2 protein-coding genes are annotated in these 25,631 nt (G+C 43.5%); both read right to left on the bottom strand.

What is annotated here, in order from left to right; genetic code table 11:
* Positions 1–14,295: a non-ribosomal peptide synthase/polyketide synthase gene (locus RMY64_RS04655; protein ID WP_322699432.1), complete on the bottom strand. Its 14,295-nt coding sequence runs from the start codon at positions 14,293–14,295 to the stop codon at positions 1–3.
* Positions 14,292–25,622 (bottom strand): non-ribosomal peptide synthetase, encoded by an 11,331-nt coding sequence (locus RMY64_RS04650; protein ID WP_322699431.1) that lies wholly within the window; start codon positions 25,620–25,622, stop codon positions 14,292–14,294. Before RMY64_RS04650 ends, RMY64_RS04655 begins: the two co-directional genes overlap by 4 nt.
* Between the last annotated feature and the right edge of the window lie 9 nt (positions 25,623–25,631).

Raw genomic sequence — 25,631 nt, 5'->3', positions numbered from 1 at the left:
CTATTTACCTGAAAATAGCTGTAAATTGGTGAAGTTGGCAAAGAAAGCTTGGAGTAGTTTTTCATCTACTTCCGGCCAGCGAATATCGGTATTTACAAGTCCATCAAGGGTATTTTGGCAATCAAATTTTAAGCTAGATGTTGCATTGGACTCTGAAGATGTATTGTCTCCAGCCAGCGATACAACTGAATACAAAGCGTTATCAGTAGAAATTTGGGTACTGCGAAGTAGTTCAGCTTGCCAATCTTCATAGGAAAGCTGTTGCAGTGGGTAGCCCAAAGAGCGGATGCAGTTAATAAATTGACTCCAAGGAGTAGAATCGGAATTAATTAAATGAAAGGCTTTGCCCAAAGATTCTGGCTGCTGCGACAGGTGGATTAAAGCTTTGGTGAGATAGTCTACAGGTGTAATTTCTACCATGCTGTTCATCTCTGGCGCACTTTTTAGTTGAATGCAGCTTTTGATGAATCTGTAAAACATATCATTTAAATTCCAAACGCCGGTTTGACTGTGCCATGTTATTCTACCAAGCCTGTAGATACTGCAAGGCAAACCGCGATCGCGTGCCATCATTACCATCTTTTCTGCAACCCATTTACTTTGGGCATAGCCTCCCGGAAGTCCTTGACAGGATTCCAGAGGATCATTTTCTTGAACAACCTCTAATTTGAAATACTCATCTGAGGCGAAAACGCTAACAGTAGAAATGAAATGCACAGGCTTGATTTTGATTTGACTAGCTAATCTTAAGACTTCCTCAGTTCCCCGAATATTTGCTGCTTTTAACAAAGCGTATGGATAAACATGATTCACCAAAGCACCATTATGGTAAATCAAGTCAATTTTCCTAGCCATGAGGTGAAACTGCTCATCTGAAAGACCAAGAAGCGGTTGAGATAAATCTCCTAATACTGGAATAATCCGCGAGTTAAAAGATGCCTCCCAAAGTAAATAAGATTTCAGGGTTTCTTGGAGCCGTTGTTTACCTGCGGTAACATTGGCAGCACGCACCAGACAATAGATATCTGCTTGAGTTTGTTGTAATAATTCAGCCAGCAAAAAAGCACCTACAAAGCCTGTTGCACCTGTTAGGAAAATAGCCGAAGGTTCACTTACAGGTTGATAAACTAGGTTTCCAGGGTTAATTGTCTGGTCTAGGACAACTTCAGCTTGTAAGTCTACGGTAGTAATTTTATTTGCAGTGACATTAGAGTCTGCCCCAGAGGTAAACTCAATAGTCTGAGCAAGTTCAGCGACAGTTGGGGCAGTAAATAGGTGGCGCAAGGGTAACTTAATCTGGAAAGTCTCATTTACCTGGGACATCACCCGAATTGTGGAGAGTGAATGACCTCCTAACTCAAAGAAATTATCCAGAACACCCACCTGCTTTAGATGCAGTACATTAGCCCAAATATCTGCCAATACCTTCTCTACAGAGGTACGTGGTGCCACAAAACTCACTGCCTGGGTATCATGGTAATCAGGAATAGGTAAGGCTTTGCGGTCTACCTTGCCATTGGGAGTTAAAGGTAAAAACTCTAACCTGACAAAAGCAGAGGGCACCATGTATTGTGGTAATTTTTCTTTCAAGAAAATACGTAACTCATTGATGGTTGGTGTTTGCTCTAACTGCGGTACAAAATAAGCTACTAAGCGTTTCTCTCCTGGAATATCTTCTCTCGCCACTACCGCATTTTCTCTAACTCCTGGATGCTGACTCAGTATTGCCTCAATTTCCCCTAACTCAATTCGGAAACCTCGGATTTTTATCTGATTGTCGATGCGCCCCAGGTATTCTATGTTTCCATCTGGTAGATAACGCGCTAAGTCACCAGTTTTGTATAATTTACTGCCTTCTGCCCTTTGGGTTCGCAGTCGCTCATGGGGGAAACCCCCATCGCCCCTGGCGTCTCCCCTTGGGAGAAGACCGCGCTGTCTCACCTTCTCAAAAGGGTTGGGGATGAATTTCTCTTGTGTTAATTCTGGTCGGTTGAGATAACCGCGTGCTAATCCTGCGCCACCGATGTGTAACTCTCCTGGTACACCAATAGGTACTGGTTGTAAATACTTATCTAAAATGTAAATATGGGTGTTGTCAATTGGGCGACCAATGCTTGGTGATATCTGCTCTTGATCCTTAGCAACTACCAGCCCAGAAGTTGTAACAACAGTATTCTCTGTTGGCCCATAATTATTCACTACTTGGAAGGGAACTGACGCTGGTGGATACTGATTAAGCTTATCCCCTCCAGTCAGGATGTAACGCAAAGCTAAACTTTCCGTAGTCCATTCTAAAGACAATAACTCCTGTGTTACTGGTGTTGGCACAAAACTGATAGTAATCTTCTGTGATATCAACCAATCTCGTAAATTTACTGGCGAGGCAAGAATGTCAGATTTGACTAAGTAGATACTTGCTCCTGCTGTTAGGTAAGGCCATAATTCCCATGCAGCCGCGTCAAATCCTGTTCCTGCCAGTTGGGTGGCTTTGTCTAAGGTCGTGATTTTAAAAGTACGCTGATGCCACAACACTAAATTTAACAATCCTTGATGGGCAATCAGTACTCCCTTTGGTGTTCCTGTAGAACCAGAGGTATAAATCACATAAGCCAAGTTAGTTGCTTGTACTTCAGTAATTAGATTATCTCGATTTAATTGAGAAATAAAGTGCCAATCAGTATCTAAACAAACAACCTGTGCCTGATGCTTTTGGAATTTCTCAACTAATTGCTGTTGGGTTAGCAGCACGGAAGCTTGAGCATTTTCAAGCATAAAGCTCAGACGGTCTTGGGGATACGCTGGGTCAAGTGGCACGTAAGCCGCACCTGCCTTGAGAATACCAAGTAATCCCACCACCATTTCTAAGGAGCGTTCCACACATATCGCTACAAGCGTGTCGGGTCTCACACCTAAAGACTGCAAGTAATGGGCCAACTGGTTAGCACGAGAATTCAACTCGTGGTACGTCAATTGTTGATTCTCAAACACCACTGCCACTGCATCGGGTGTACGCTGCACCTGCTCTTCAAATAACTGATGAATACATTTATCTATTGGATAATCTGTTTGAGTATCATTCCACTCAACTAATAACTGCTGTTGCTCAGATGCTGTTAACATTGGCAATTGCGAAATACGCTCTTGGGGATTCGCCACAATTCCCTCAAGTAGAGTCACAAAATTACCTGTCATTCGCTCAATGGTGCAGCTATCAAACAAATTAGTGTTGTATTCCCACACTCCCACTAGTCCAGTGGGAGTGTTTTCCATTGATAAGGTAAGATCAAACTTTGCTGTGGAACTTTCTATTGGTAAGGAACTAACAGTTAACCCAGTCAACTCTATTTCAGACATGGGAGTATTCTGAAGAACAAACATTACCTGAAACAGCGGTGTATGACTCAAGTCTCGTTCTGGTTGCAAAGTTTCTACCAGCATTTCAAAGGGCAAATCTTGATGAGCATAGGCAGACAGTGCCATTTCTCGAATACGCGGGAGTAATTCGTTAAAACTAGGATTTTCAGACAAATCAGTCCGCATCACCAAAGTATTGACAAAAAAGCCAATTAGACATTCTATCTCGGTGCGATCGCGGTTAGCAATTGGTGTGCCCACCAAAATATCTGTTTGTCCCGTGTAGCGGTAAAGTAATGTATTGTATGCCGCTAACAAGGTCATAAACAAAGTTACCCCTTGCTCCTGACTTAGTTTTGTCAGTTGTTGAGTTAACTCAGCAGACAGGGCAAACTCCAGATTTGCACCATTGAAAGTCTGCACAGCAGGTCTGGGTCTGTCTGTGGGTAATGGTAAGAATGTGGGTACATTTGCCAATTGTTCTTGCCAGTAACTCAATTGGCTGTTCAGTACCGAGCCTTGCAACCATTGCTTTTGCCAAATAGCGAAATCTGCATACTGGATTGGTAGTGGTAACAAGGGTGACGGTTGACCTTGAGAATAAGCATTGTACAGCGCTTGTAACTCTTGGACAAACACACCTATTGACCAGCCATCACTGACAACGTGGTGCATACACACTAATAACCACTGTTCTGTAGGAGACAGCACCAGTAATTTTGCTCTGAATAGGGCTTGTTCAGCCAAGTCAAAAGGTTGAATTGCTTGTTGTTGAACTAGTTGCTGTGCAGCTAGTTCAATTTCGGTTGTCGATAAATGCTGCAAGTCAACTACTGAAAATGTCCAATTTGGTGGTGTTTGAATGATTTGAGCAGCTTGTCCATCTACTGTGATGAAGTTAGTGCGTAATGCTTCGTGGCGATGAATAATTTCAATTAAGCTTTGTTCTAAGGCTGTAACTTCAAGAGTTCCCACTAAACGCAACCCGATGGGGATATTGTATGAGGCACTGTTCGGCTCCAACTGGTCTAAAAACCACAAACGCTGTTGAGCATAAGACAGTGGTATCTCTACATTTTCTGCTCTTGACAATATGGGTGGTGCTGAAAGTTCTAAGTCTTGTTGCTGTAACCTTTGGATGTTTAACGCTAATTGGGCAATTGTTGGTGCAGCAAATAAGCTTCGCAAGGGGATTTCTACTTGGAAGTTAGTGCGGATGCGGGAAATGAGTTGCGTTGCTAGTAGTGAGTGTCCTCCTAGTTCAAAAAAGTTATCATGTCTGCCTACAAGCTCTACTTTCAGGACTTGTGTCCAAATCAGTGACAGAATTTCTTCGATGGGGCTGCGTGGGGCGACATATTTTTCTGATAATTCACTACTTGTCTCTGGTGCTGGTAGGGCGCGACGGTCTATTTTGCCGTTGGGGGTAAGGGGTAGGAACTCCAGTATGACGAAGGCGCTTGGTATCATGTATTCTGATAGCTTTTCTTTTAGGAAGCTACGCAGAACGCTGATTTTGGGTGTCATCTGTGGCTGCGGTACGATATAGGCTACTAGGCGCTTATCACCCCTGATATCTTCGCGGGCAATGACGCAACATACTTGCACATCTTCATGTTGGCTCAGTACTGCTTCAATTTCTCCTAATTCGATGCGGAATCCCCGGATTTTTACTTGGTTATCGATGCGTACTAAGTATTCGATATTACCATCTGGCAGATAACGGGCTAAGTCCCCAGTTTTATATAAGCGTTCTCCTCCTCTCCTTCCACTGAAGGGGTTTGGGATGAATTTTTCTTGTGTTAACTCTTTTGCGTTGAAGTAGCCTTGTGCTAATCCTACACCACCGATATATAACTCTCCTGGTACACCCACAGGTACTGGTTGTAAGTTTTGGTCGAATATATAGATTTGTGTATTGGAAATTGGGCGACCGATAGGGATAGTTGTGGCTGTGGTTGGTAAGTTTTCTACTAAATACCAAGAAGAAAAGGTGGTATTTTCTGTTGGCCCATAGACATGAAGCAATTGCTGTGGAGCGCCTTTTTCGAGTACTTCTTGCACCCATCTGGGGTCAACCGCTTCACCACCAAATAGTAGATATCTTAAAGAACTAAACGCTTGCGGTACAAAATTGGCTAACTGATTGAATAAAGCTGTGGTTAAGAATAAGACACTAACCTCGTGGTAGCGCATATTTGCAGCAAATTCTTTCGGGGTGAGCAATACAGATTTATTGATGATGACTAGCTTGGCTCCGTGAAGCAATGCTCCCCAAATTTCAAAGGTCGCAGCATCAAAGGCAATATTTGCCGCTTGAGCAACGCGATCGCTAGGAGACAATTGTACATAATTAGTGTTGAAGACTAGTCGATTTACAGCCTGATGGGTTACTGCTACTCCCTTGGGTGTTCCTGTAGAACCAGAGGTGTAAATCACATAACATAGGTTTTCAGGACTGACTGTACTGTTGAGATTATCTTGATTTGCGAGGGATATGCTCTGCCAGTTGCTGTCTAAGGAGACGAGACGCACCTGATGTTGCACAAGAGATTCTACTAATTTTTCTTGAGTCAACAGCAATGAAACTTGAGCGTCTTCTAGCATAAAATTTAGACGCTCTTCAGGATACTCTGGGTCGAGAGGTACATAAACTCCACCCGCCTTGAGAATCCCAAGTATTCCTACAAGCATTTCTAAAGAACGCTCCACACATATCCCCACCAGCACATCTGCTCCTACTCCCAACGATCGCAAGTAATGGGCTAACTGGTTAGCACGACAATTTAATTCGTGGTATGTCAGTTGTTGATTCTCAAACACCACCGCCACTGCATCCGGTGTACTCAAACACTGCTCTTCAAACAATTGATGAATACATTTATCCTGGGGATAATCCACCCATGTATCATTCCACTCAACCAATAACTGCCGTTGCTCAGATTCTGTTAATATTGGCAATTTGAAAATCCGCTCTTGAGGATTCGCCACAATTGCCTCAAGCATTGTCACAAAATGACCTGTCATTCGCTCAATAGTGCTGCTATTAAACAAGTCAGTGTTATACTCCCACCATCCCACTAGTCCAGTAGCGGTATTCTCCATTATTAAGGTCAAATCAAACTTTGCCGTAGAACTTTCTATTGGCAATGAACTGACAGTTAACCCAGTTAACTCTATTTCAGACATGGGAGTATTCTGGAGGACAAACATCACCTGGAACAGTGGTGTATGGCTCATGTCTCGTTCTGGCTGCAATGCTTCTACCAGCATTTCAAAAGGCAAATCTTGATGAGCATAAGCTGACAGTGCCATTTCCCGAACATGAGTGAGTAGTTCGTTAAAGGTGCGATCGCCCAAAACTTCAGTCCGCATCACCAAAGTATTGACAAAAAAGCCAATTAACCCTTCTATTTCGGTGCGATCGCGGTTAGCAATTGGTGTCCCCACCAAAATATCTGTTTGTCCCGTATAGCGGTAAAGTAATGTATTGTATGCCGCTAACAAGGTCATAAACAAAGTTACCCCTTGCTCCTGACTTAGTTTTGTCAGTTGTTGAGTTAACTCAGCAGACAGGGCAAACTCCAGATTTGCACCATTGAAAGTCTGCACAGCAGGTCTGGGTCTGTCTGTGGGTAATGGCAAGAATGTGGGCGCATTTGCCAACTGTTGTTTCCAGTAACTCAATTGACTGTTGAGTACTTCCCCTTGTAACCATTGCCTTTGCCATAAGGCGAAATCTGCATACTGAATTGGCAGTGGCAACAGGGGTGTACCCCTCTGGGGAAGCAAGCTACACGTAGCGTCTCGTAGAGATGATTCACCTTGATAATAGGCATTGTATAGTGCTTGTAGCTCCTGGACAAACACATTTATTGACCAGCCATCACTGACAACATGGTGCATACACACTAATAGCCACTGTTCTGTCTCGGACAGTATCACTAATGTCGTTCTGAATAGGGCTTCATTTAACAAGTCAAAAGGTTGAATTGCTTGTTGTTGCACTAATTTCTGTGCAGCTATTTCTTGTTCAATTGTTGGTAGATTTTGCAACTCAACAACAGTAACTGACCAATTCGTTTCTGTTTGGATGATTTGAGCAGCTTGTCCATCTACTGTGATGAAGTTGGTGCGTAATGCTTCGTGGCGATGAATAATTTCAATTAAGCTTTGTTCTAAGGCGGCAACGTTCAGAATTCCGACTAAGCGCAAACCAATGGGGATGTTATATGATGGACTATTCGGCTCCAACTGGTTTATAAACCACAAACGCTGTTGAGCATAAGACAGGCGTAGTTCTGCATTGTTTGCCCTTGGTAATATGGCTGGTGCAGAAAGTTCTAAGTCTTGTTGCTGTAACCGTTGAATGTTTGGCGCTAATTCCGCAATTGTTGGTGCAGCAAATAAGCTCCGCAATGGTAATTCTACTTGGAAATTAGTGCGGATGCGGGAGATAAGTTGCGTTGCTAGTAGTGAGTGTCCCCCTAGTTCAAAGAAGTTATCATGTCTGCCTACAAGCTCTACTTTCAGCACTTGCACCCAAATTTGTGCCAGGATTTCTTCTATGGGTGTACGTGGAGCTACGTATTTATCTGATAATTTACTACTTGTCTCTGGTACTGGTAGGGCGCGACGGTCTATTTTGCCGTTGGGTGTTAGGGGTAGAGAATCTAGGGCGACAAAGTTACTTGGTACCATGTATTCTGGTAACTTTTCCTTGAGGAAGCTACGCAGTTGGTTGATTGTCGGTGTTATCTGTGGTTCCGGTACGATGTAGGCTACTATGCGCTTGTCACTCCTGATGTCTTCGCAGACGATGACTACAGATGTTTGCACATCTTTATGTTGGCTTAGTGCTGCCTCGATTTCTCCCAATTCGATGCGGAAACCCCGGATTTTTACTTGGTTGTCGATGCGTCCCAGGTATTCGATATTGCCATCTGGTAGATAACGAGCCAAATCTCCGCTTTTATATAATTTACTCCCTCCTGCCCTACTTCGGCTCCTTTCGGCTCCGCTCAAGGCAAGTCGCTCAGTGAGATCCTGTCTCCGGTTACTGAGCGTTCGTCTCCTGTCTCGTAGAGAAGCCGAAGTACTGCCTCCTGCCTTCTCAAAAGGGTTGGGGATAAATTTTTCTTGTGTTAACTCTGGTCGGTTGAGATAGCCTCTTGCTAATCCTGCACCACCGATGTGTAACTCTCCTGGCACACCCACGGGTACTGGTTGTAAGTTTTGGTCGAGTATGTAGATTTGCGTATTGTCAATTGGGCGACCAATAGGCACAGTCTTCAAATTGCTCTCTGGTTGACATTCCCAGAAGGTGACATCAATTGCCGCTTCTGTTGGCCCGTAGAGATTATGTAATTGACATTTTAAAGAAGCAAAAAAGCGTTCCTGAAGTTCTAAAGGCAGTGCTTCGCCACTACAAATAACTCGCTTCAAGCTACTGCAATTTTTAATACTTTCTTCTTCTACGAAAATCTGAAGCATTGAAGGGACAAAATGCAGTGTAGTAACTTGTTGCTCTAGTATTAGCTTGACCAAGTAATTACTATCTTTATGTCCACCTGGTTTAGCTACAACTAAACGCGCTCCAGTCAGTAATGGCCAGAAAAACTCCCAAACGGAGACATCGAAGCTGAAAGGAGTTTTCTGTAAAACGCAATCTATTTCTGTTAATTCATAAGCTTGCTGCATCCACAGGAGGCGATTGCAAATCCCTAGATGCGTATTTAGCACTCCTTTAGGCTTTCCGGTGGAACCCGAAGTGTAAATCACATAAGCCAAGTTACTAGTTTGTATACCAATGATGGGATTGTGCTGATTCGACTGGGGAATGATTTGCCACTCGCTATCTAAGCAAACAACACGCGCTTGATGTTCAGGTAATTTCTCAACTAGATGCTGTTGACTCAGTAGCACGGAAACTTGAGCGTCTTCAAGCATAAAACTCAGACGGTCTTGGGGATACTCAGGGTCAAGTGGTACGTAAGCCCCACCCGCCTTGAGAATACCAAGTAATCCCACTACCATCTCCAAGGAGCGTTCCACACATATCCCCACCAGCACATCTGCTCCTACTCCCAAAGACCGCAAATAATGCGCCAATTGGTTAGCCTGACAATTCAATTCGTGGTACGTCAATTGTTGATTCTCAAACACCACTGCCACTGCATCGGGCGTGCGCTGCACCTGTTCTTCAAACAACTGATGAATAAATTTATCTTGGGGATAGTCTACTTGAGTATCATTCCACTCAACTAGTAACTGCTGTTGCTCAGATGCTGTGAGCATTGGTAATTGGTCAATTCGCTGTTGTGGATTGGCGATAATACTTGACAGCAATGTCACCAAATGACTAGTCATCCGCTCAATGGTGCTGCTATCAAACAAGTCAGTGTTGTATTCCCACCACCCCACTAGTCCAGTAGTAGTGTTTTCCATTCCTAAGGTCAAATCAAACTTTGCCGTGGAACTTTCTGATGGCAACGAACTGACAGTTAACCCAGTCAACTCTATTTCAGACATAAGAGCATTATTGAGAACAAACATCACCTGGAACAGTGGTGTATGGCTCAAGTCTCGTTCTGGCTGCAATGCTTCCACCAGCATTTCAAAGGGCAAATCCTGATGAGCATAGGCGGATAGAGCCATTTCTCTCAGGCGCGGGAGTAATTCGCTAAAGCTGGGATTTTCTGCCAAGTTAGTCCGCATAACTAAAGTGTTGACAAAAAAGCCAATTATACCTTCTGTTTCGGCGCGATCGCGGTTAGCAATTGGTGTCCCCACTAAAATATCTGTTTGTCCCGTATAGCGGTAAAGTAATGTATTGTATGCCGCTAACAAGGTCATAAACAAAGTTACCCCTTGCTCCTGACTTAGTTTTGTCAGTTGTTGAGTTAACTCAGCAGACAGGGCAAACTCCAGATTTGCACCATTGAAAGTCTGCACAGCAGGTCTGGGTCTGTCTGTGGGTAATGGTAAGAATGTGGGTACATTTGCCAATTGTTCTTGCCAGTAACTCAATTGGCTGTTCAGTACCGAGCCTTGCAACCATTGCTTTTGCCAAATAGCGAAATCTGCATACTGGATTGGTAGTGGTAACAAGGGTGACGGTTGACCTTGAGAATAAGCATTGTACAGCGCTTGTAACTCTTGGACAAACACACCTATTGACCAACCATCACTAACAACATGGTGCATACACACTAATAACCACTGTTCCGTCTCCGACAATAGTACTAATGTCGCTCTAATTAATGCTTCCTCAGCCAAGTCAAAAGGTTGAATCCCCTGTTGTTGCACTAATTTCTGTGCAGCAATTTTTTGTTCTGTTATCGATAAATGCTGCAAGTCAACAACTGGAACTGTCCAATTTGGTTGTGTTTGAATGATTTGAGCAGCTTGTCCATCAACTGTAACAAAGTTGGTGCGTAATGGTTCGTGGCGATGAATGATTTCTTGTAAGCTTTGTTCTAATGCTGCAACATTAAGAGTTCCCACTAAACGCAACCCGAAGTGGATGTTGTATAAAGCACTGTTCGGCTCTAACTGGTCTAAAAACCACAACCGTTGTTGCGCGAATGACAGTGGTATTTCTGCATTCTCTGCCCTTGGAAATATGGGTGGTGCTGATAGTTCTATATTTTGTTGCTGTAATTGCTGAATCGATGATGCTAATTCAGCAACAGTTGGTGTGGCAAATAAGCTCCGCAATGGTAATTCTACTTTCAAGCTGGTACGCACACGGGAAATGAGTTGCGTTGCTAGTAGAGAATGTCCCCCTAGTTCAAAGAAATTATCATGTCTGCCTACAAGCTCTACTTTCAGGACTTGTCGCCAAATCAGCGCCAGTATTTCTTCAATTGGGGTGCGTGGAGCTACATATTTCTCTAATAATTCACTACTTGGCTCTGGTGCAGGTAGGGCGCGACGGTCTACTTTGCCATTAGGGGTTAGGGGTAAAGACTCCAAGATGACTATTGCCGAAGGAACCATGTATTCTGGTAGCTTGGACTTGAGGAATTGCCGCAGAACGCTTACTGTGGGTGTACTTCGACTTACCTCGGCTCCGCTCGGCACGAGTCGCTCAGTACAAGTCTGCTCTGGTTGGGGAACGATGTAAGCAACTAGACGTTTATCACCAGGAGTATCTTCGCGGGCGATCGCACAAGATGCTTGTATATGCTTATATTGGCTCAGTACTGCTTCTATTTCTCCCAACTCAAGGCGAAATCCCCGTATTTTTACTTGGCTATCAATACGTCCCAAGTATTCGATATTGCCATCTGATAAATAACGTGCTAAATCCCCTGTTTTGTAGAGACGTTCTCCCCCCTTGCTCCCCCGGTTACTGAGCGCAGTCGAAGTATGCTCCCCGGCTCCCCTGCTTCTATCGAAAGGATTGGGGATAAATTTTTCTTCTGTTAACTCTGGTCGATTCAAGTAGCCTCGCGCTAAGGAAACACCACCGATGTGCAGTTCCCCTGGTATACCCAAAGGTACAGGCTGTAAATACTTATCCAGGATGTAGATTTGCGTGTTGGCAATGGGACGGCCAATCGGAGGAAGTAGCGACCAAGTGTCCACCGAATTAGTCAAAGTAAAAGTGACGATCACATGGCTCTCCGATGGCCCATAATGATTGTGCAGAGTACAGTCACTTAGCTGACTTAGCCATTTAGAAATGGCGGGAGTAATCTGTAACTGTTCCCCAGCAGTAATGATTTCCCTCAAATTACTAGTCACTAATTCACTACTAACAGCTACCTCCGCTAGTTGCTGTAAAGCAACAAAAGGAACAAACAGTCTTTCAATAGCTTGTTCTTGGAGTAAACCTAATAAAGCCAAGGGTTCCCGGCGTAATTCCTCTCCAATCAACAGCAATGTGCCACCAGAACACCAAGTAGAAAACATTTCTTGGAAGGAGACATCAAAGCTGACAGGAGCAAATTGTAGGGTTTTTACTCCACTAGGAGAAATGGGCGAATTTTGCAGTTGCCATAATATAAGATTGCAAAGAGCAAGCTGATTCATGGCTACACCCTTTGGTTGACCCGTAGAACCAGAGGTGTAAATTACGTAACCCAAGTTATTCTCTTGCACGCCAGGGATGAGATTATCCTGATTTAACTGGGAAATAAGTTGCCAGTCGGTGTCTAAGTAGACGACACGCGCCTGATGCTCAGGTAATTTCTCAACCAATTGTTGTTGGGTAAGTAGCACTGACACAGCCGCATCTTCTAACATGAAGCGCAAACGATCTTGGGGATACGCTGAGTCAAGTGGTACATAAGCGCCACCTGCTTTGAGAATTCCTAGTATTCCTATTAGCATTTCTAGGGAGCGTTCTACACATATCCCCACTAATACATCTGGTTTTACACCCAAGGACTGCAAATAATGCGCCAACTGGTTAGCACGACAATTTAACTCATGATATGTCAGTTGTTGATTCTCAAAGACTACCGCCACAGCATTGGGTGTAAGTTCTACCTGCGCCTCAAATAACTTATGGATACATTTATCTTGGGGGTAATCTATCTGGGTATCATTCCAGTCAACTAATAGCTGTTGCTGCTCAGATTTTGTTAGTATTGGCAACTGGGAAATTTGTTGCTGAGGATTAGTAGCGATCGCCTCAAGCATTGTTCTAAAATGGCCAAGCATCCGGCTAATCGTTTCATCTTCAAATCGACTAGCATCATACATCACCCTCAGCGACAATTGCTCACCAGGGGAAACTAAAACCGTCAGTGGATAATTTGTTTGTTCAATCCACCTAAAATTTGAGAGAGAAAAATCTTTATTGCCTTGTAGAACATCAGCATCAACAGGATAATTCTCAAAAACAACAATACTCTCAAACAAAGATGTACCCCTGGGAACATCACTCAGCCCCTGAATCTCTACCAATGAGCTATAGGAAAATTGCTCAGACTCAATCTGTTGTGCCTGTAAATCCTTTAATAAACCCAGCAATTCAGTCTGCTCGGAGATTTGTACCCGCACTGGCAGAGTATTGATAAATAACCCCACTATCGACTCTACACCAACAAGTTCAGGCGGACGACCAGACACAGTTGCACCAAAAACCACATCTGTTTCTTGGCTGTAGCGAGACAGTAACAATCCCCAAGTCGCCTGCACCAAATTACTCATCGTCAATTGATGCTGTCTGACAAAAGACACCACTGCTGCTGTCGCTGGCACAGTTAATTCAATTTGTTGTTCACCATAGCCCGAACGCTGCTCTCGCATTGACAATGGTTTATCCACTGTCAAAGGAGTTGGTGTAGTAAAACCTTGGAATTTTTGCCGCCAAAATTTCTCAGCTAAATCTCGATTTTGTTGCTGTAACCAAGAAATATAGTTGCGGTAGCTGACAGTTCCGATGTTGGATAAACTTTCACCCTGAGAAATAGCTTGATAAAAATCTAACAGGTCTTTGAAAACCAAAGGTGACGACCAGCCATCAAGTAATAAATGATGATGACACCAAACAAACTGATAAGTATTCCCATCCAACTGGATTAGATGTAGGCGCATTAATGGCGCTTGCGATACTTGGAACCCCTGTTGTCGCTCAGAATCTAGAAAAATTTCTAATTGCTGTTGCTGCTCTTGCGTAGATAAATCTCGCCAGTTGTATGTTTCGACCGTCACATTCACCTGTCGATACACCACTTGAACTGGCTGGCTCAAAGACTCCCACAGGAAAGCTGTGCGGAAGACGGGATGCCGAGCTACCACTTGCTGCCAAGCTTGCTCAAAGATTTTTACATTTAGGTTTCCCGTCAAAATGCAAGTTATCTGCTCAAAATATACACCTGAGTCTGGAGCATACAAGCTTTCAAACAGCATCCCTTCTTGCATAGGAGATAAGGGATAAATATCTTCAATATTTTGCCGATTAGTTTTGCTAAGTTCTAGTTTCATAAATTTTGTAATATTTGATCGAGTTCTAGTTGATTAAGGTTGATTAATGGAAAATCTGTTGGTGTATAACCTGCATTTTCTGGTGATAAACAGTGAGCAATTAACTCCTGCAATATTTCGACAAATTCTTGGGCAATATTCTCAATCGTTTCGTGCTGATGGATATTGCTGCTATATGTCCAATCTATTTGCAGTTGTTCGTTGGTAATAATGGCATTAATGTCTAGCAAATAATGGCGCTGACCTTGTAAACTCTGGCTGTTTCCGCTAGGCTCATTAGCTATTTGCATCAGAGAGAATGTATTAACAACTTGAGCAAATTGCCCCAAATAATTGAAGCTAATTTCTGCTTGAGGAATTCTCTCTAGTTGGGCGCTAATTTCTGCATCAACATTCAAATAACGCAATAAGCCATAGCCAATACCTTTATTAGGAATTACACGTAATTGTTCTTTGACAGATTTTAAAGCAGTACCAAGATCATCTATGATTCCCAGTTCTACAATTACTGGGAAAATCGTTGTAAACCAACCAACAGTCCGTGATAAATCTAGACCATCAACGATCTCTTCCCGTCCATGACCTTCTAAGTTGAATAACACTGACTCAGAGTTAGTCCATCTGCTCAACACCAGCGTTAGGGCAGTTAACAAGATATCGTTAATTTGTGTTTTATAAGCTTTCGGTACATCTTGCAGGAGTGCTTGGGTTTCTGCTTCGTTTAATGACACTGATATTGTCTTAGCCGATGCAGTAGTATTTATTCCTTGTGAATAGTCTACTGGGATGGAGTCAACTGCATCGTAAGATGCACTCAACCAATAATCTAGTTCTGTTTTCAAAACTTCTGATTGAGCATACTCTGTCAGCTGTTGCGCCCAATCTTTGAAGGATGTGGTTTTGGCAGGTAGTTGAATAGCTTTGCCTTGACTTAGCTGTTGGTAAGCTGTCTGCAAATCTTCTAACAATATCCGCCAGGACACACCATCTACTACTAGGTGGTGAATTACTATGAGTAATCGTGCTTTTTTGTCAATACCCAGCCAGAAAAATGCTATTTGCACGATATTTTCTGACAGATTTAAACTCGCCTGTAATTCACTGGCTTTGGTTTCAATGACAGTTTCTATCTCTGTTTCTGGAACTGTCGATAGGTCAAAACGGGAGATAGTAATATTATCTGTTGGGTCGGCATGAGTTTGCTGCCATATTGTATCTGTTTGGGTGAATCTTAGGCGTAGAGCATCATGATGTTTTAGTAGTTGCTGCCATACTTTCTCTAATATTTCTAAGTTGAGATTGGATGGTACTGTGAGTAGAAATGATTGATTAAAATGGTGCTTTTCTGATAACTTTTGTTCAAAAAACCAGTGTTGAATTGGTGTTAGGGGTAATGTCCCTGTAACTAATTCTTGTTCTATTTGCAACGTTTTTGTTGTGCCTGCGACTGTGGCTAATTGAGCGATCGTTTGATTGGCAAATAGTTGTTTGACTGTTAGTTCTATTCCGGCTAGTTTTGCTCTGGTGATGATTTGAATGCTAAGGATCGAATCTCCACCTAGTTCAAAAAAGTTATCGTGTATGCCTATTTTCTCTACTCTTAATACTTGCGCCCAAATTTGCGTTAATTTTTCTTCAATGGGGGTGCGCGGTTGCACTATATCGATTTCTATTCCTGTGCGTGCTTCTGGTTCTGGTAGGGCGCGACGGTCTATTTTGCCGTTGGGGGTTAGGGGTAGAGATTCTAGGATAACAAAGGCACTTGGTATCATATATTCTGGTAGCTTTTCTTTGAGGAAGCTACGCAGTTCGCTAACTGTGGGTGTTATCTGTGACTGGGGTACTATGTAGGCGACTAGGCGTTTATTTCCGGGAATATCTTCGCTAACGATGACACAACATACTTGCACATCTTCATATTGGCTCAGTGCTGCTTCTATTTCTCCTAACTCAATGCGGAATCCCCGGATTTTCACCTGATTGTCGATGCGTCCCAAGTATTCGATATTGCCATCTGGTAGATAACGTCCTAAATCCCCAGTTTTATATAATTTACTCCCTCCGATCGGTGAGCGAAGCCGAACCGCTGCCTTCTCAAAAGGGTTGGAGATAAATTTCTCTTGTGTTAATTCTGGGCGGTTGAGGTAGCCTCTTGCTAATCCTGCACCACCAATGTGCAGTTCCCCTGGTATGCCCACAGGTACTGGTTGTAAGTTTTGGTCGAGTATGTAGATTTGTGTATTGTCAATTGGGCGACCAATAGGGACAAGTTGTGGATGAATTTCACGCTGGCAATTCCAGAAAGTTACATCAATACAAGCCTCTGTTGGGCCGTAGAGATTATGTAAATTTACATCTAGCTTACTTAACAAGCCTTCTTGCAGAGTAACGGGTAAGACTTCACCACCACAGAATACGTGTTTGAGGGAGTGACAAGTTTCGATTCCTCCTTGTTCTAAAAGCATTTGCAGCAAAGATGGAACAAGTTGAATAGTAGTTACCTGCTGCTGGACAATTAACTTTATGAGATAAGCACTGTCAGTATGACCTCCCGGTTCAGCTATTAACAACTGTCCACCTGCTAACAATGGAGCGTAGAATTCCCAAACTGAGGCATCAAAACCAAAGGGAGTTTTTTGTAGTACTTTGTCTTTTTTAGTTAAAGGGAATGTTGCTTGCATCCAGAACATGTGGTTGCAAAGGTTACTGTGAGATAGCATTACCCCCTTGGGTTGACCAGTAGACCCAGAAGTATAAATCACATAAGCTACGTTACTAGCTTGCACGTCAGCACTTGGATTCTCCTGGCTAAACTTAGCGATCGCAATCCAGTCTTGATCTAAGTGGACTACACGCGCCTGATGTTGAGGAAGAGACTCAACTAAATGCTGTTGGGTAAGTAGCACGGAAACTTGAGCGTCTGCAAGCGTGAACGAGAGACGGTCTTGGGGATACTCAGGGTCAAGTGGCACGTAAGCACCACCCGCCTTGAGAATACCAAGTAATCCCACCACCATTTCTAAGGAGCGTTCTACACATATCCCAACCAGTACATCCGCTCCTACACCCAAAGACTGCAAGTAATGGGCTAATTGGTTAGCACGACAATTCAACTCGTGGTACGTCAATTGTTGATTCTCAAACACCACTGCGACTGCATCGGGTGTACGCTCAACCTGCTCCTCAAACAATTGATGTACACATTTATCTATTGGATAATCTACTTGAGTATTATTCCACTCAACTAATAACTGCTGTTGCTCAGATGCTGTGAGTATTGGTAATTGAGAAATGCGCTGTTTGGGATTAGCAACAATACCTTCTAGCAGTGTTACAAAATGCCCCGTCATCCGTTCAATAGTGGACGCATCAAACAAGTCTGTGTTATACTCCCATCCTCCCACGAGTCCAGTGGTAGTATTCTCTATTGCTAAAGTTAAATCAAACTTGGCGATCGCACCTTCTATTGGTAATGAACTGACAGTTAACCCAGTCAACTCTACTTCTATGGGAGCATTCTGGAGGACGAACATCACTTGGAACAGTGGTGTATGGCTCAAGTCTCGTTCTGGCTGCAATGCTTCCACCAACATTTCAAATGGCAAATCTTGATGAGCATAAGCTGACAGCGCCATTTCTCGAATGCGGGGGAGTAATTCGTTAAAACTGGGATTTTCAGATAAATCAGTCCGCATCACCAAAGTATTGACAAAAAAGCCAATTAGACCTTCTAGCTCGGTGCGATCGCGGTTAGCAATTGGTGTCCCCACCAAAATATCTGTTTGTCCCGTATAGCGGTAAAGTAATGTATTGTATGCCGCTAACAAGGTCATAAACAAAGTTACCCCTTGCTCCTGACTTAGTTTTGTCAGTTGTTGAGTTAACTCAGCAGACAGGGCAAACTCCAGATTTGCACCATTGAAAGTCTGCACAGCAGGTCTGGGTCTGTCTGTGGGTAATGGTAAGAATGTGGGTACATTTGCCAATTGTTCTTGCCAGTAACTCAATTGGCTGTTCAGTACCGAGCCTTGCAACCATTGTCTTTGCCAAATAGCAAAATCTGCGTACTGAATCGTCAGTGGTATTAAAGGGGACAGTTCACCTTGAGAATAAGCATTATACAGTGCTTGTAACTCTTGGACAAACACACCTATTGACCAGCCATCAGAGACAACGTGGTGCATACACACTAATAACCACTGTTCTGTCTCGGACAGTACCACTAATGTTGCTCTGATTAATACATCCTCAGCTAAATCAAAAGGTTCAATAGCTTGTTGTTGCACTAATTTGAGTGCAGCAATTTCTTGTTCTATTGTCGATAAATGCTGTAAGTCAACAACTGTAACTGTCCAATTCGTCTTTGTTTGAATGATTTGAGCAGCTTGTCCATCAACGGTAACAAAGTTGGTGCGTAATGCTTCGTGGCGATGAATAATTTCAATTAAGCTTTGTTGTAGCGCAACAACATTAGTAGTTCCTACTAAACGCAACCCGACAGGGATATTGTATGAGGCACTGTTCGGTTCAAACTGGTCTAAAAACCACAAACGCTGTTGAGCGAACGATAGTACTAATTCGGTATTTCCTGTCCTGGGTAATATGGGCGGTGCAGCAAGTTCTAAGTTTTGTTGCTGTAATTGCTGAATTGATGGTGCTAATTGGGCAATTGTTGGTGCAGCAAATAACGAACGCAATGGTAGTTCTATTTTCAAGCTGTTACGCACACGGGAAATGAGTTGCGTTGCTAGTAGTGAGTGTCCTCCTAGCTCAAAGAAGTTATCATGTCTACCTACAAGCTCTACTTTTAGGACTTGTTGCCAAATCAATGCTAGTATTTCTTCGACGGGGGTGCGCGGAGCTACATATTTATCTGATAATTCACTACTTGGCTTTGGTGCTGGTAAAGCGCGACGATCTATTTTGCCGTTGGGGGTTAGGGGTAAAGACTCCAGGATGACTATTGCCGAAGGAAGCATGTAGTCTGGTAACTTTTCCTTAAGGACGCTACGCAGTTCGCTAATTGTGAGTGTTACTTGTGGCTCCGGCACTATGTATGCTACTAGGCGCTTGTCATCCCTGATATCTTCACGGGCTATGACACATGATGCTTGCACATTGGGATGTTGGCCTAGTACTGCTTCAATTTCTCCCAATTCGATGCGGAATCCCCGGATTTTCACCTGATTATCGATACGCCCCAGGTATTCTATTTTGCCATCTGGTAGATAACGCGCCAAGTCCCCTGTTTTGTACAACCGTTCTCTCTCCCTGCTCCCTGCTCCCTGCCCCCTGCCTCCACTGAAAGGGTTGGGGATAAATTTTTCTTGTGTTAACTCTGGACGGTTGAAGTAGCCTCTTGCTAATCCTGCACCACCGATATGTAACTCTCCTGGTACACCCACAGGTACTGGTTGTAAGTTTTGGTCAAGTATGTAGATTTGCGTATTATCAATTGGACGGCCAATAGAAATCAAGCTCTCATTGGATTCGAGTTGAGATACCGATGACCAAATAGTAGCTTCTGTTGGGCCATAAAGGTTCCACAAAGAGGCGCTTTTGGCAAGTAATTGATTAACTAGATCCCAAGGTAAAGCTTCACCGCCGCACAGTATTTTTAGATCGCTAAATTGGTAGTTGGAGTCTAAAAGCAATCTCCAAGTAGCTGGAGTTGCTTGCATAATTGTTGCCTGAGACTTAACTAGCAAGTCAAATAACTCTCTTCCATCAAGGGTCACGTCACGACTGGCTATGACCAAACACGCACCTACAGTTATGGGCAGAAAAATTTCTAAAGCAGCAATATCAAAGGCAATAGTAGTAATTGCAAGCAGTGTATCTTGTTTTGTGATTCCTGGACGCTGCTGCATGGCAGATAGAAAATTGCTCACAGATTTATGTGAAATCTGCACGCCTTTGGGCTGACCTGTAGAACCAGAAGTATAAATCACATAAGCTAAGTTACTAGCTTGGGCATTAGCAATACCTACGGTAAGCTGCACTAACGCATTTTCTTGAGCCAACTGAGAAATCAACTGCCAGTCAGTATCCAAGTTTACAAGCTGCGCCTGACACTCAGGTAATTTCTCAACTAAATGGTGTTGACTCAGCAGGACTGAGACTTGAGCATCTTCCAAGATAAAGCGCAAACGCTCTTGGGGATATTCTGGGTCAAGTGGTACGTAAGTCCCACCTGCCTTGAGAATGCCCAATAGTCCTACGACCATCTCTAAAGAGCGCTCCACACAAATCCCAACCAGCGCATCTGCTCTCACACCCAAGGACTGTAAATAATGCGCCAATTGGTTAGCACGAGTGTTCAACTCTTGGTATGTCAGTTGTTGATTTTCAAACACCACTGCTATTGCATCGGGTGTTCGTTCTACCTGTTCCTCAAACAACTGATGAATACATTTATCTTGGGGATAATCTACTTGAGTATCATTCCACTCCACTAATAACTGTTGCTGCTCAGATGCTGTTAATATTGGCAATTGGGAAATCCGCTCGCTGGGATTTGCCACAATTGCCTCAAGCAGTGTCAGAAAATGACCAGTTATGCGCTCAATGGTGCTGCTATCAAACAAGTCAGTGTTGTACTCCCACCACCCAAAGAGTCCATTAGGAGTGTTTTCTATTGTTAAAGTTAAATCAAACTTTGCCGTAGTAATTCCTATCGGCAATCCACTGACACTTAACCCAGTCAACTCTATTTCAGACATGGGAGCGTTCAGGAGAACGAACATCACTTGGAACAATGGTGTATGGCTGAGATCCCGTTCTGGCTGCAATGCTTCCACCAACATTTCAAAGGGCAAATCTTGATGAGCGTATGCGGATAATGCCATTTCTCTCAGGCGCGGGAGTAATTCGTTAAAACTGGGGTTTCCTGCTAAATCAGTCCGCATCACCAAAGTATTGACAAAAAAGCCAATTAGACCTTCTAGCTCGGTGCGATCGCGGTTAGCAATTGGTGTCCCCACCAAAATATCTTCTTGTCCCGTGTAGCGGTAAAGCAGGGTATTATATGCCGCTAACAAGGTCATAAACGAAGTCACCCCTTGCTGTTGACTGAGCTGCAACAACTTTTGAGTTAACTCAACAGACAGAGTAAACACATGATATGAGCCATTGAAAGTCTGCACAGGAGGTCTGGGTCTATCTGTGGGTAGTGGCAAGAATGTGGGTGCATTTGCCAATTGTTGTTGCCAGTAACTCAAGTGGTTTTGTAGTACTTCCCCTTGCAACCATTGTCTTTGCCAAATAGAGAAATCTGCATACTGAATCGGCAGTGGCAACAGGGGTGTTCGCGTAGCGTCTCGTAGAGATGGTTGACCCTGAGAATAGGTATTGTACAGTGCTTGTAACTCCTGGACAAACACACCGATTGACCAGCCATCACTGACAACATGGTGCATACACACTAATAACCACTGTTCTGTAGGAGACAGCATCACTAATGTCGCTCTCATTAGTGGATCGTGAGCTAAGTCAAAAGGCTCAATTGCTCGTTGTTCCAGTAATTTCTGTGCAACCGTTTTTTGTTCTGTTACTTCTGCTGAGGCAGAGGCTGCGCCAACGGCTTCGCTCAGTACAAGTGTGGGTAAATGCTGCAAGTCAATTACTGTTACTGTCCAATTCGTTTGAGTTTGAATTATTTGTGTTGGCTTTCCATCAACAGTAACAAAGTTGGTGCGTAAGGCTTCGTGGCGATCGATAATTTCTTTTAAACTTTGTTCTAAGGCTGCAAGATTAAGAGTTCCTACTAGACGCAAACCAATGACGATACTATATAAAGCACTGTTCGACTCTAACTGATCTAAAAACCACAAACGCTGTTGAGCATAAGACAGTGGTATTTCTGCATTCTCTACCCGCCTTAAGATGGGTGGTGCTGACAGTTCTATATCTTGCTGCTGTAACTGCTGAATCGATGGTGCTAACTCGGCAATTGTTGGTGCAGCAAATAAGCTTCGCAATGGTATTTCTACTTTCAATCTGCTACGTACACGAGAGATGAATTGCGTTGCTAGTAGGGAGTGTCCTCCTAGTTCAAAGAAGTCGTTATGTCTGCCTACGAGCTCTACTCTCAGGACTTGTTGCCAAATTGATGCCAGGATTTCTTCAATGGGGGTGCGCGGAGCTACATATTTCTCTAATAATTCACTACTTGGCTTTGGTGCTGGTAGGGCGCGACGATCTATTTTGCCGTTGGGGGTTAGGGGTAAAGATTCTAAGATAACGAAGGCACTTGGTACCATGTATTCTGGTAGCTTTTCTTTGAGAAAGCTACGCAGAACGCTGATTCTAGGTGTCACCTGTGGCTGCGGTACGATATAGGCTACTAGGCGCTTATCACCCCTGATATCTTCACGGGCTATGACACATGATGCTTGCACATGGGGATGTTGGCTCAGTGCTGCTTCGATTTCTCCCAACTCAATGCGGAATCCCCGGATTTTTACTTGGTTATCGATACGCCCCAGGTATTCGATATTACCATCTGGTAAATAACGAGCCAAGTCCCCTGTTTTATATAAAAGTGCTGAGTGCTGAGTGCTGTTAGCGGTAGCGGGGCGTTTAGCCCGTGCTGAGTGCTGAATTGCCCCCCTGCCCCCCTGCTCCCCTGCTCCCCTGCTCCCCTGCCCCCTGCCTCCACCGAAGGGATTAGGAATGAATTTTTCTTGTGTTAACTCTGGTCGGTTCAAGTAGCCTCTTGCTAATCCTGCACCACCTATGTGCAGTTCTCCTGGCACACCTACAGGTACTGGTTGTAAGTTTTGATCGAGTATGTATATCTGGGTATTAGAAATTGGACGACCGATGGAAATTTTTTGGTCTTGAGTAGTGCATTTAGCGATCGCTGCACAAACACTCGCTTCTGTCGGCCCATAGGCATTGAAGAAGTTTCTTCCTGTAGCCCATTGTCGCATCAGTTCAATAGGACAGGCTTCTCCGGCGACAATGATTGTTTGCAATGTTGGCAGTTCTTCTTGTGGCAGGACTGCCAGTGCTGATGGTGGTAGGGTGACATGGGTAATGCCATCATTCTTTAATCGGTCAATTAAAGGCATACCCGGCATGAGAGAGTCTTTTGTTCCTAAGTAAAGTGTTGCCCCCGATCCAAAAGCCATCAATATTTCTGATATGCAAGCATCAAAACTGAAGGAGGCAAACTGGAGAACTCGACTATCACCAGACAAGCCAAAAGTCTGAATCTGAGCTTGAGCTAAATTGCACAATCCACTATGCTCAACCATTACTCCTTTAGGTTTGCCTGTGGAGCCGGATGTGTAAATCACATTCGCTAAATGAGTAGCCGTCACTACCTTAATAAGGTTATCCTGTTTGTTTTGCAGAATTTCTGAGCAGACTTCATCTAAGCAAACCAATTTTGCCTGATACTCAGGTAGTTTATCGAGGAGTCGCTTTTGACTCAGTAATACGGAAACTTGAGCGTCTTCAAGCATGAACGAGAGGCGGTCTTTGGGATACTCAGAGTCAAGTGGTACGTAAGCCCCACCCGCCTTGAGGATACTCAACAGTCCCACGACCATCTCTAAAGAACGCTCTACACAAATCCCCACCAGCACATCCGTTCCCACTCCCAAAGACCGCAAATAATGCGCCAAAGAGTTAGCCTGACAATTCAATTCATGGTACGTCAATTGTTGATTCTCAAACACCACTGCCACTGCATTTGGTGTACGCTCTACCTGCTCTTCAAATAACTGATGGATACATTTATCTATTGGATAATCTGCTTGAGTATCATTCCACTCAACTAATGACTGTTGCCGCTCAAATTCTCTTAGCATTGGCAACTGGGAAATTCGTTGCTGAGGATTAGCAACTATTGCCTCAAGCATCGTTACAAAATGCCCCATCATCCGCTCAATGGTGCTGTCATCAAACAAGTCGGTGTTATAATTCCATGTACCTTTAAGTGAGCCTGGGGCCTCAAGAATGGTTAAGGTTAAATCAAATGCAGCCCCTTTAGTCTCTGGAATCATCGATTCCACAATCAAACCATCACTATCCATAAGTGACACTTCTGTGTCATTCTGATGGTAGCTATCCCAAGCAAAGGCTACCTGATAGAGTGGCGAAAAACTGGGGTTGCGGACAGGTTGCAGTCGCTCCACCAGCAGGGGAAAGGGATAATCCTGATGCTCTAGGGCATCTAACACACAAGAGCGCGATCGCCCCAGCAACTCTTGAAAAGTCGGTTTTCCTGAAAGGTCTCCTCGCAAAACCACAGGATTAGTAAAGTGATCCACAATCTTTTCAAACTCTGAACGGCTCCAATTCCCCATTAGAGAGCCAATTAAAATATCTTCTTGATTGGTATAACGCAGTAATAGTATTTGTAATGCTGTTAATAAAATTATGTAAAGAGACGTATCTTCTCTCTTTGCTAATTTTGTAAGCAATTGCCGCAGTTTTTCTTCAACAGTAAAAAACTTGGAAGCACCATTATAGGTTTGGGTCTGAGGTCTTGGGCGATCTGTTGGCAAATTTAGCAATGGCAACTCACCAGATAGTTGTTGCTGCCAATAAGCCCACAAACGCTCACCTTCTGAACTACCGAGCATTTGCTCCGACCAGTTGACGTAATCTTGATACTGATAGTTTTGTACTGGTAGTTGGGCTGCTACACCTGTGATAATTGCTTTATATAAGGCTCTCAGTTCACTGAGCATGATTTCTAAAGACCAGAAATCCCCTACTATCTGATGCAGCGTGATTAAGAGAATATGTTCTTTTGTTGGTAATTTATCAGTTTTAGTATGGTTAATTAATAAATCAAAGCGCAATATCGAACCCTGTTCTAAATCGAAGGAGCGATCGCTTCTTTCTGAAAGCCATTTATTTACATCATCTTGGCCAAGATCGAAAGTTTCTTGGATGCTAAAGTCAACTTGCTGGTTTTCATGAACTGTTTGCACAGATTCCCCATCAATGGTCACAAAGGTAGTCCTCAAACCTGGATGCCTTTCAAATAGGGCTTGTGCTGCTTGCTTCAGGGCTGGAATATCCAAATTTGTGACTAATTTTGCTGCATAAGTGCCGTTATAAGCGGTATTGCTAGGTGCTAATTGATATAAAGACCAGAGTGCCTGTTGACCGTGGGAGAGGGGATAAGTTGCAGCCTGATTAATACTCTGGGATAAAATTCGGATAATTTCCGGTTTATATTGTTCAATTTCCCCCAATAATTCAGAGGTTAGTGACTTTTTAGGCGATCGGTAGCGCAGTTTTCCTCCATCAATCCAGAGTTCAACATTATTTGCTGAAAGGTTTTCTAAAAGCTCTGTTAAATTCATAGTTTACTA

This window comes from Nostoc sp. DedQUE08 (assembly GCF_034530895.1).
Lineage (GTDB): Bacteria > Cyanobacteriota > Cyanobacteriia > Cyanobacteriales > Nostocaceae > Nostoc.
This window is presented reverse-complemented; position numbering and strand designations above follow the sequence as displayed.

Coding starts and splice junctions, on each gene's coding strand:
- RMY64_RS04655 (WP_322699432.1), bottom strand. CDS start 14,295: ATGAAACTAGAACTTAGCAAAACTAATCGGCAAAATATTGAAGATATT.
- RMY64_RS04650 (WP_322699431.1), bottom strand. CDS start 25,622: ATGAATTTAACAGAGCTTTTAGAAAACCTTTCAGCAAATAATGTTGAA.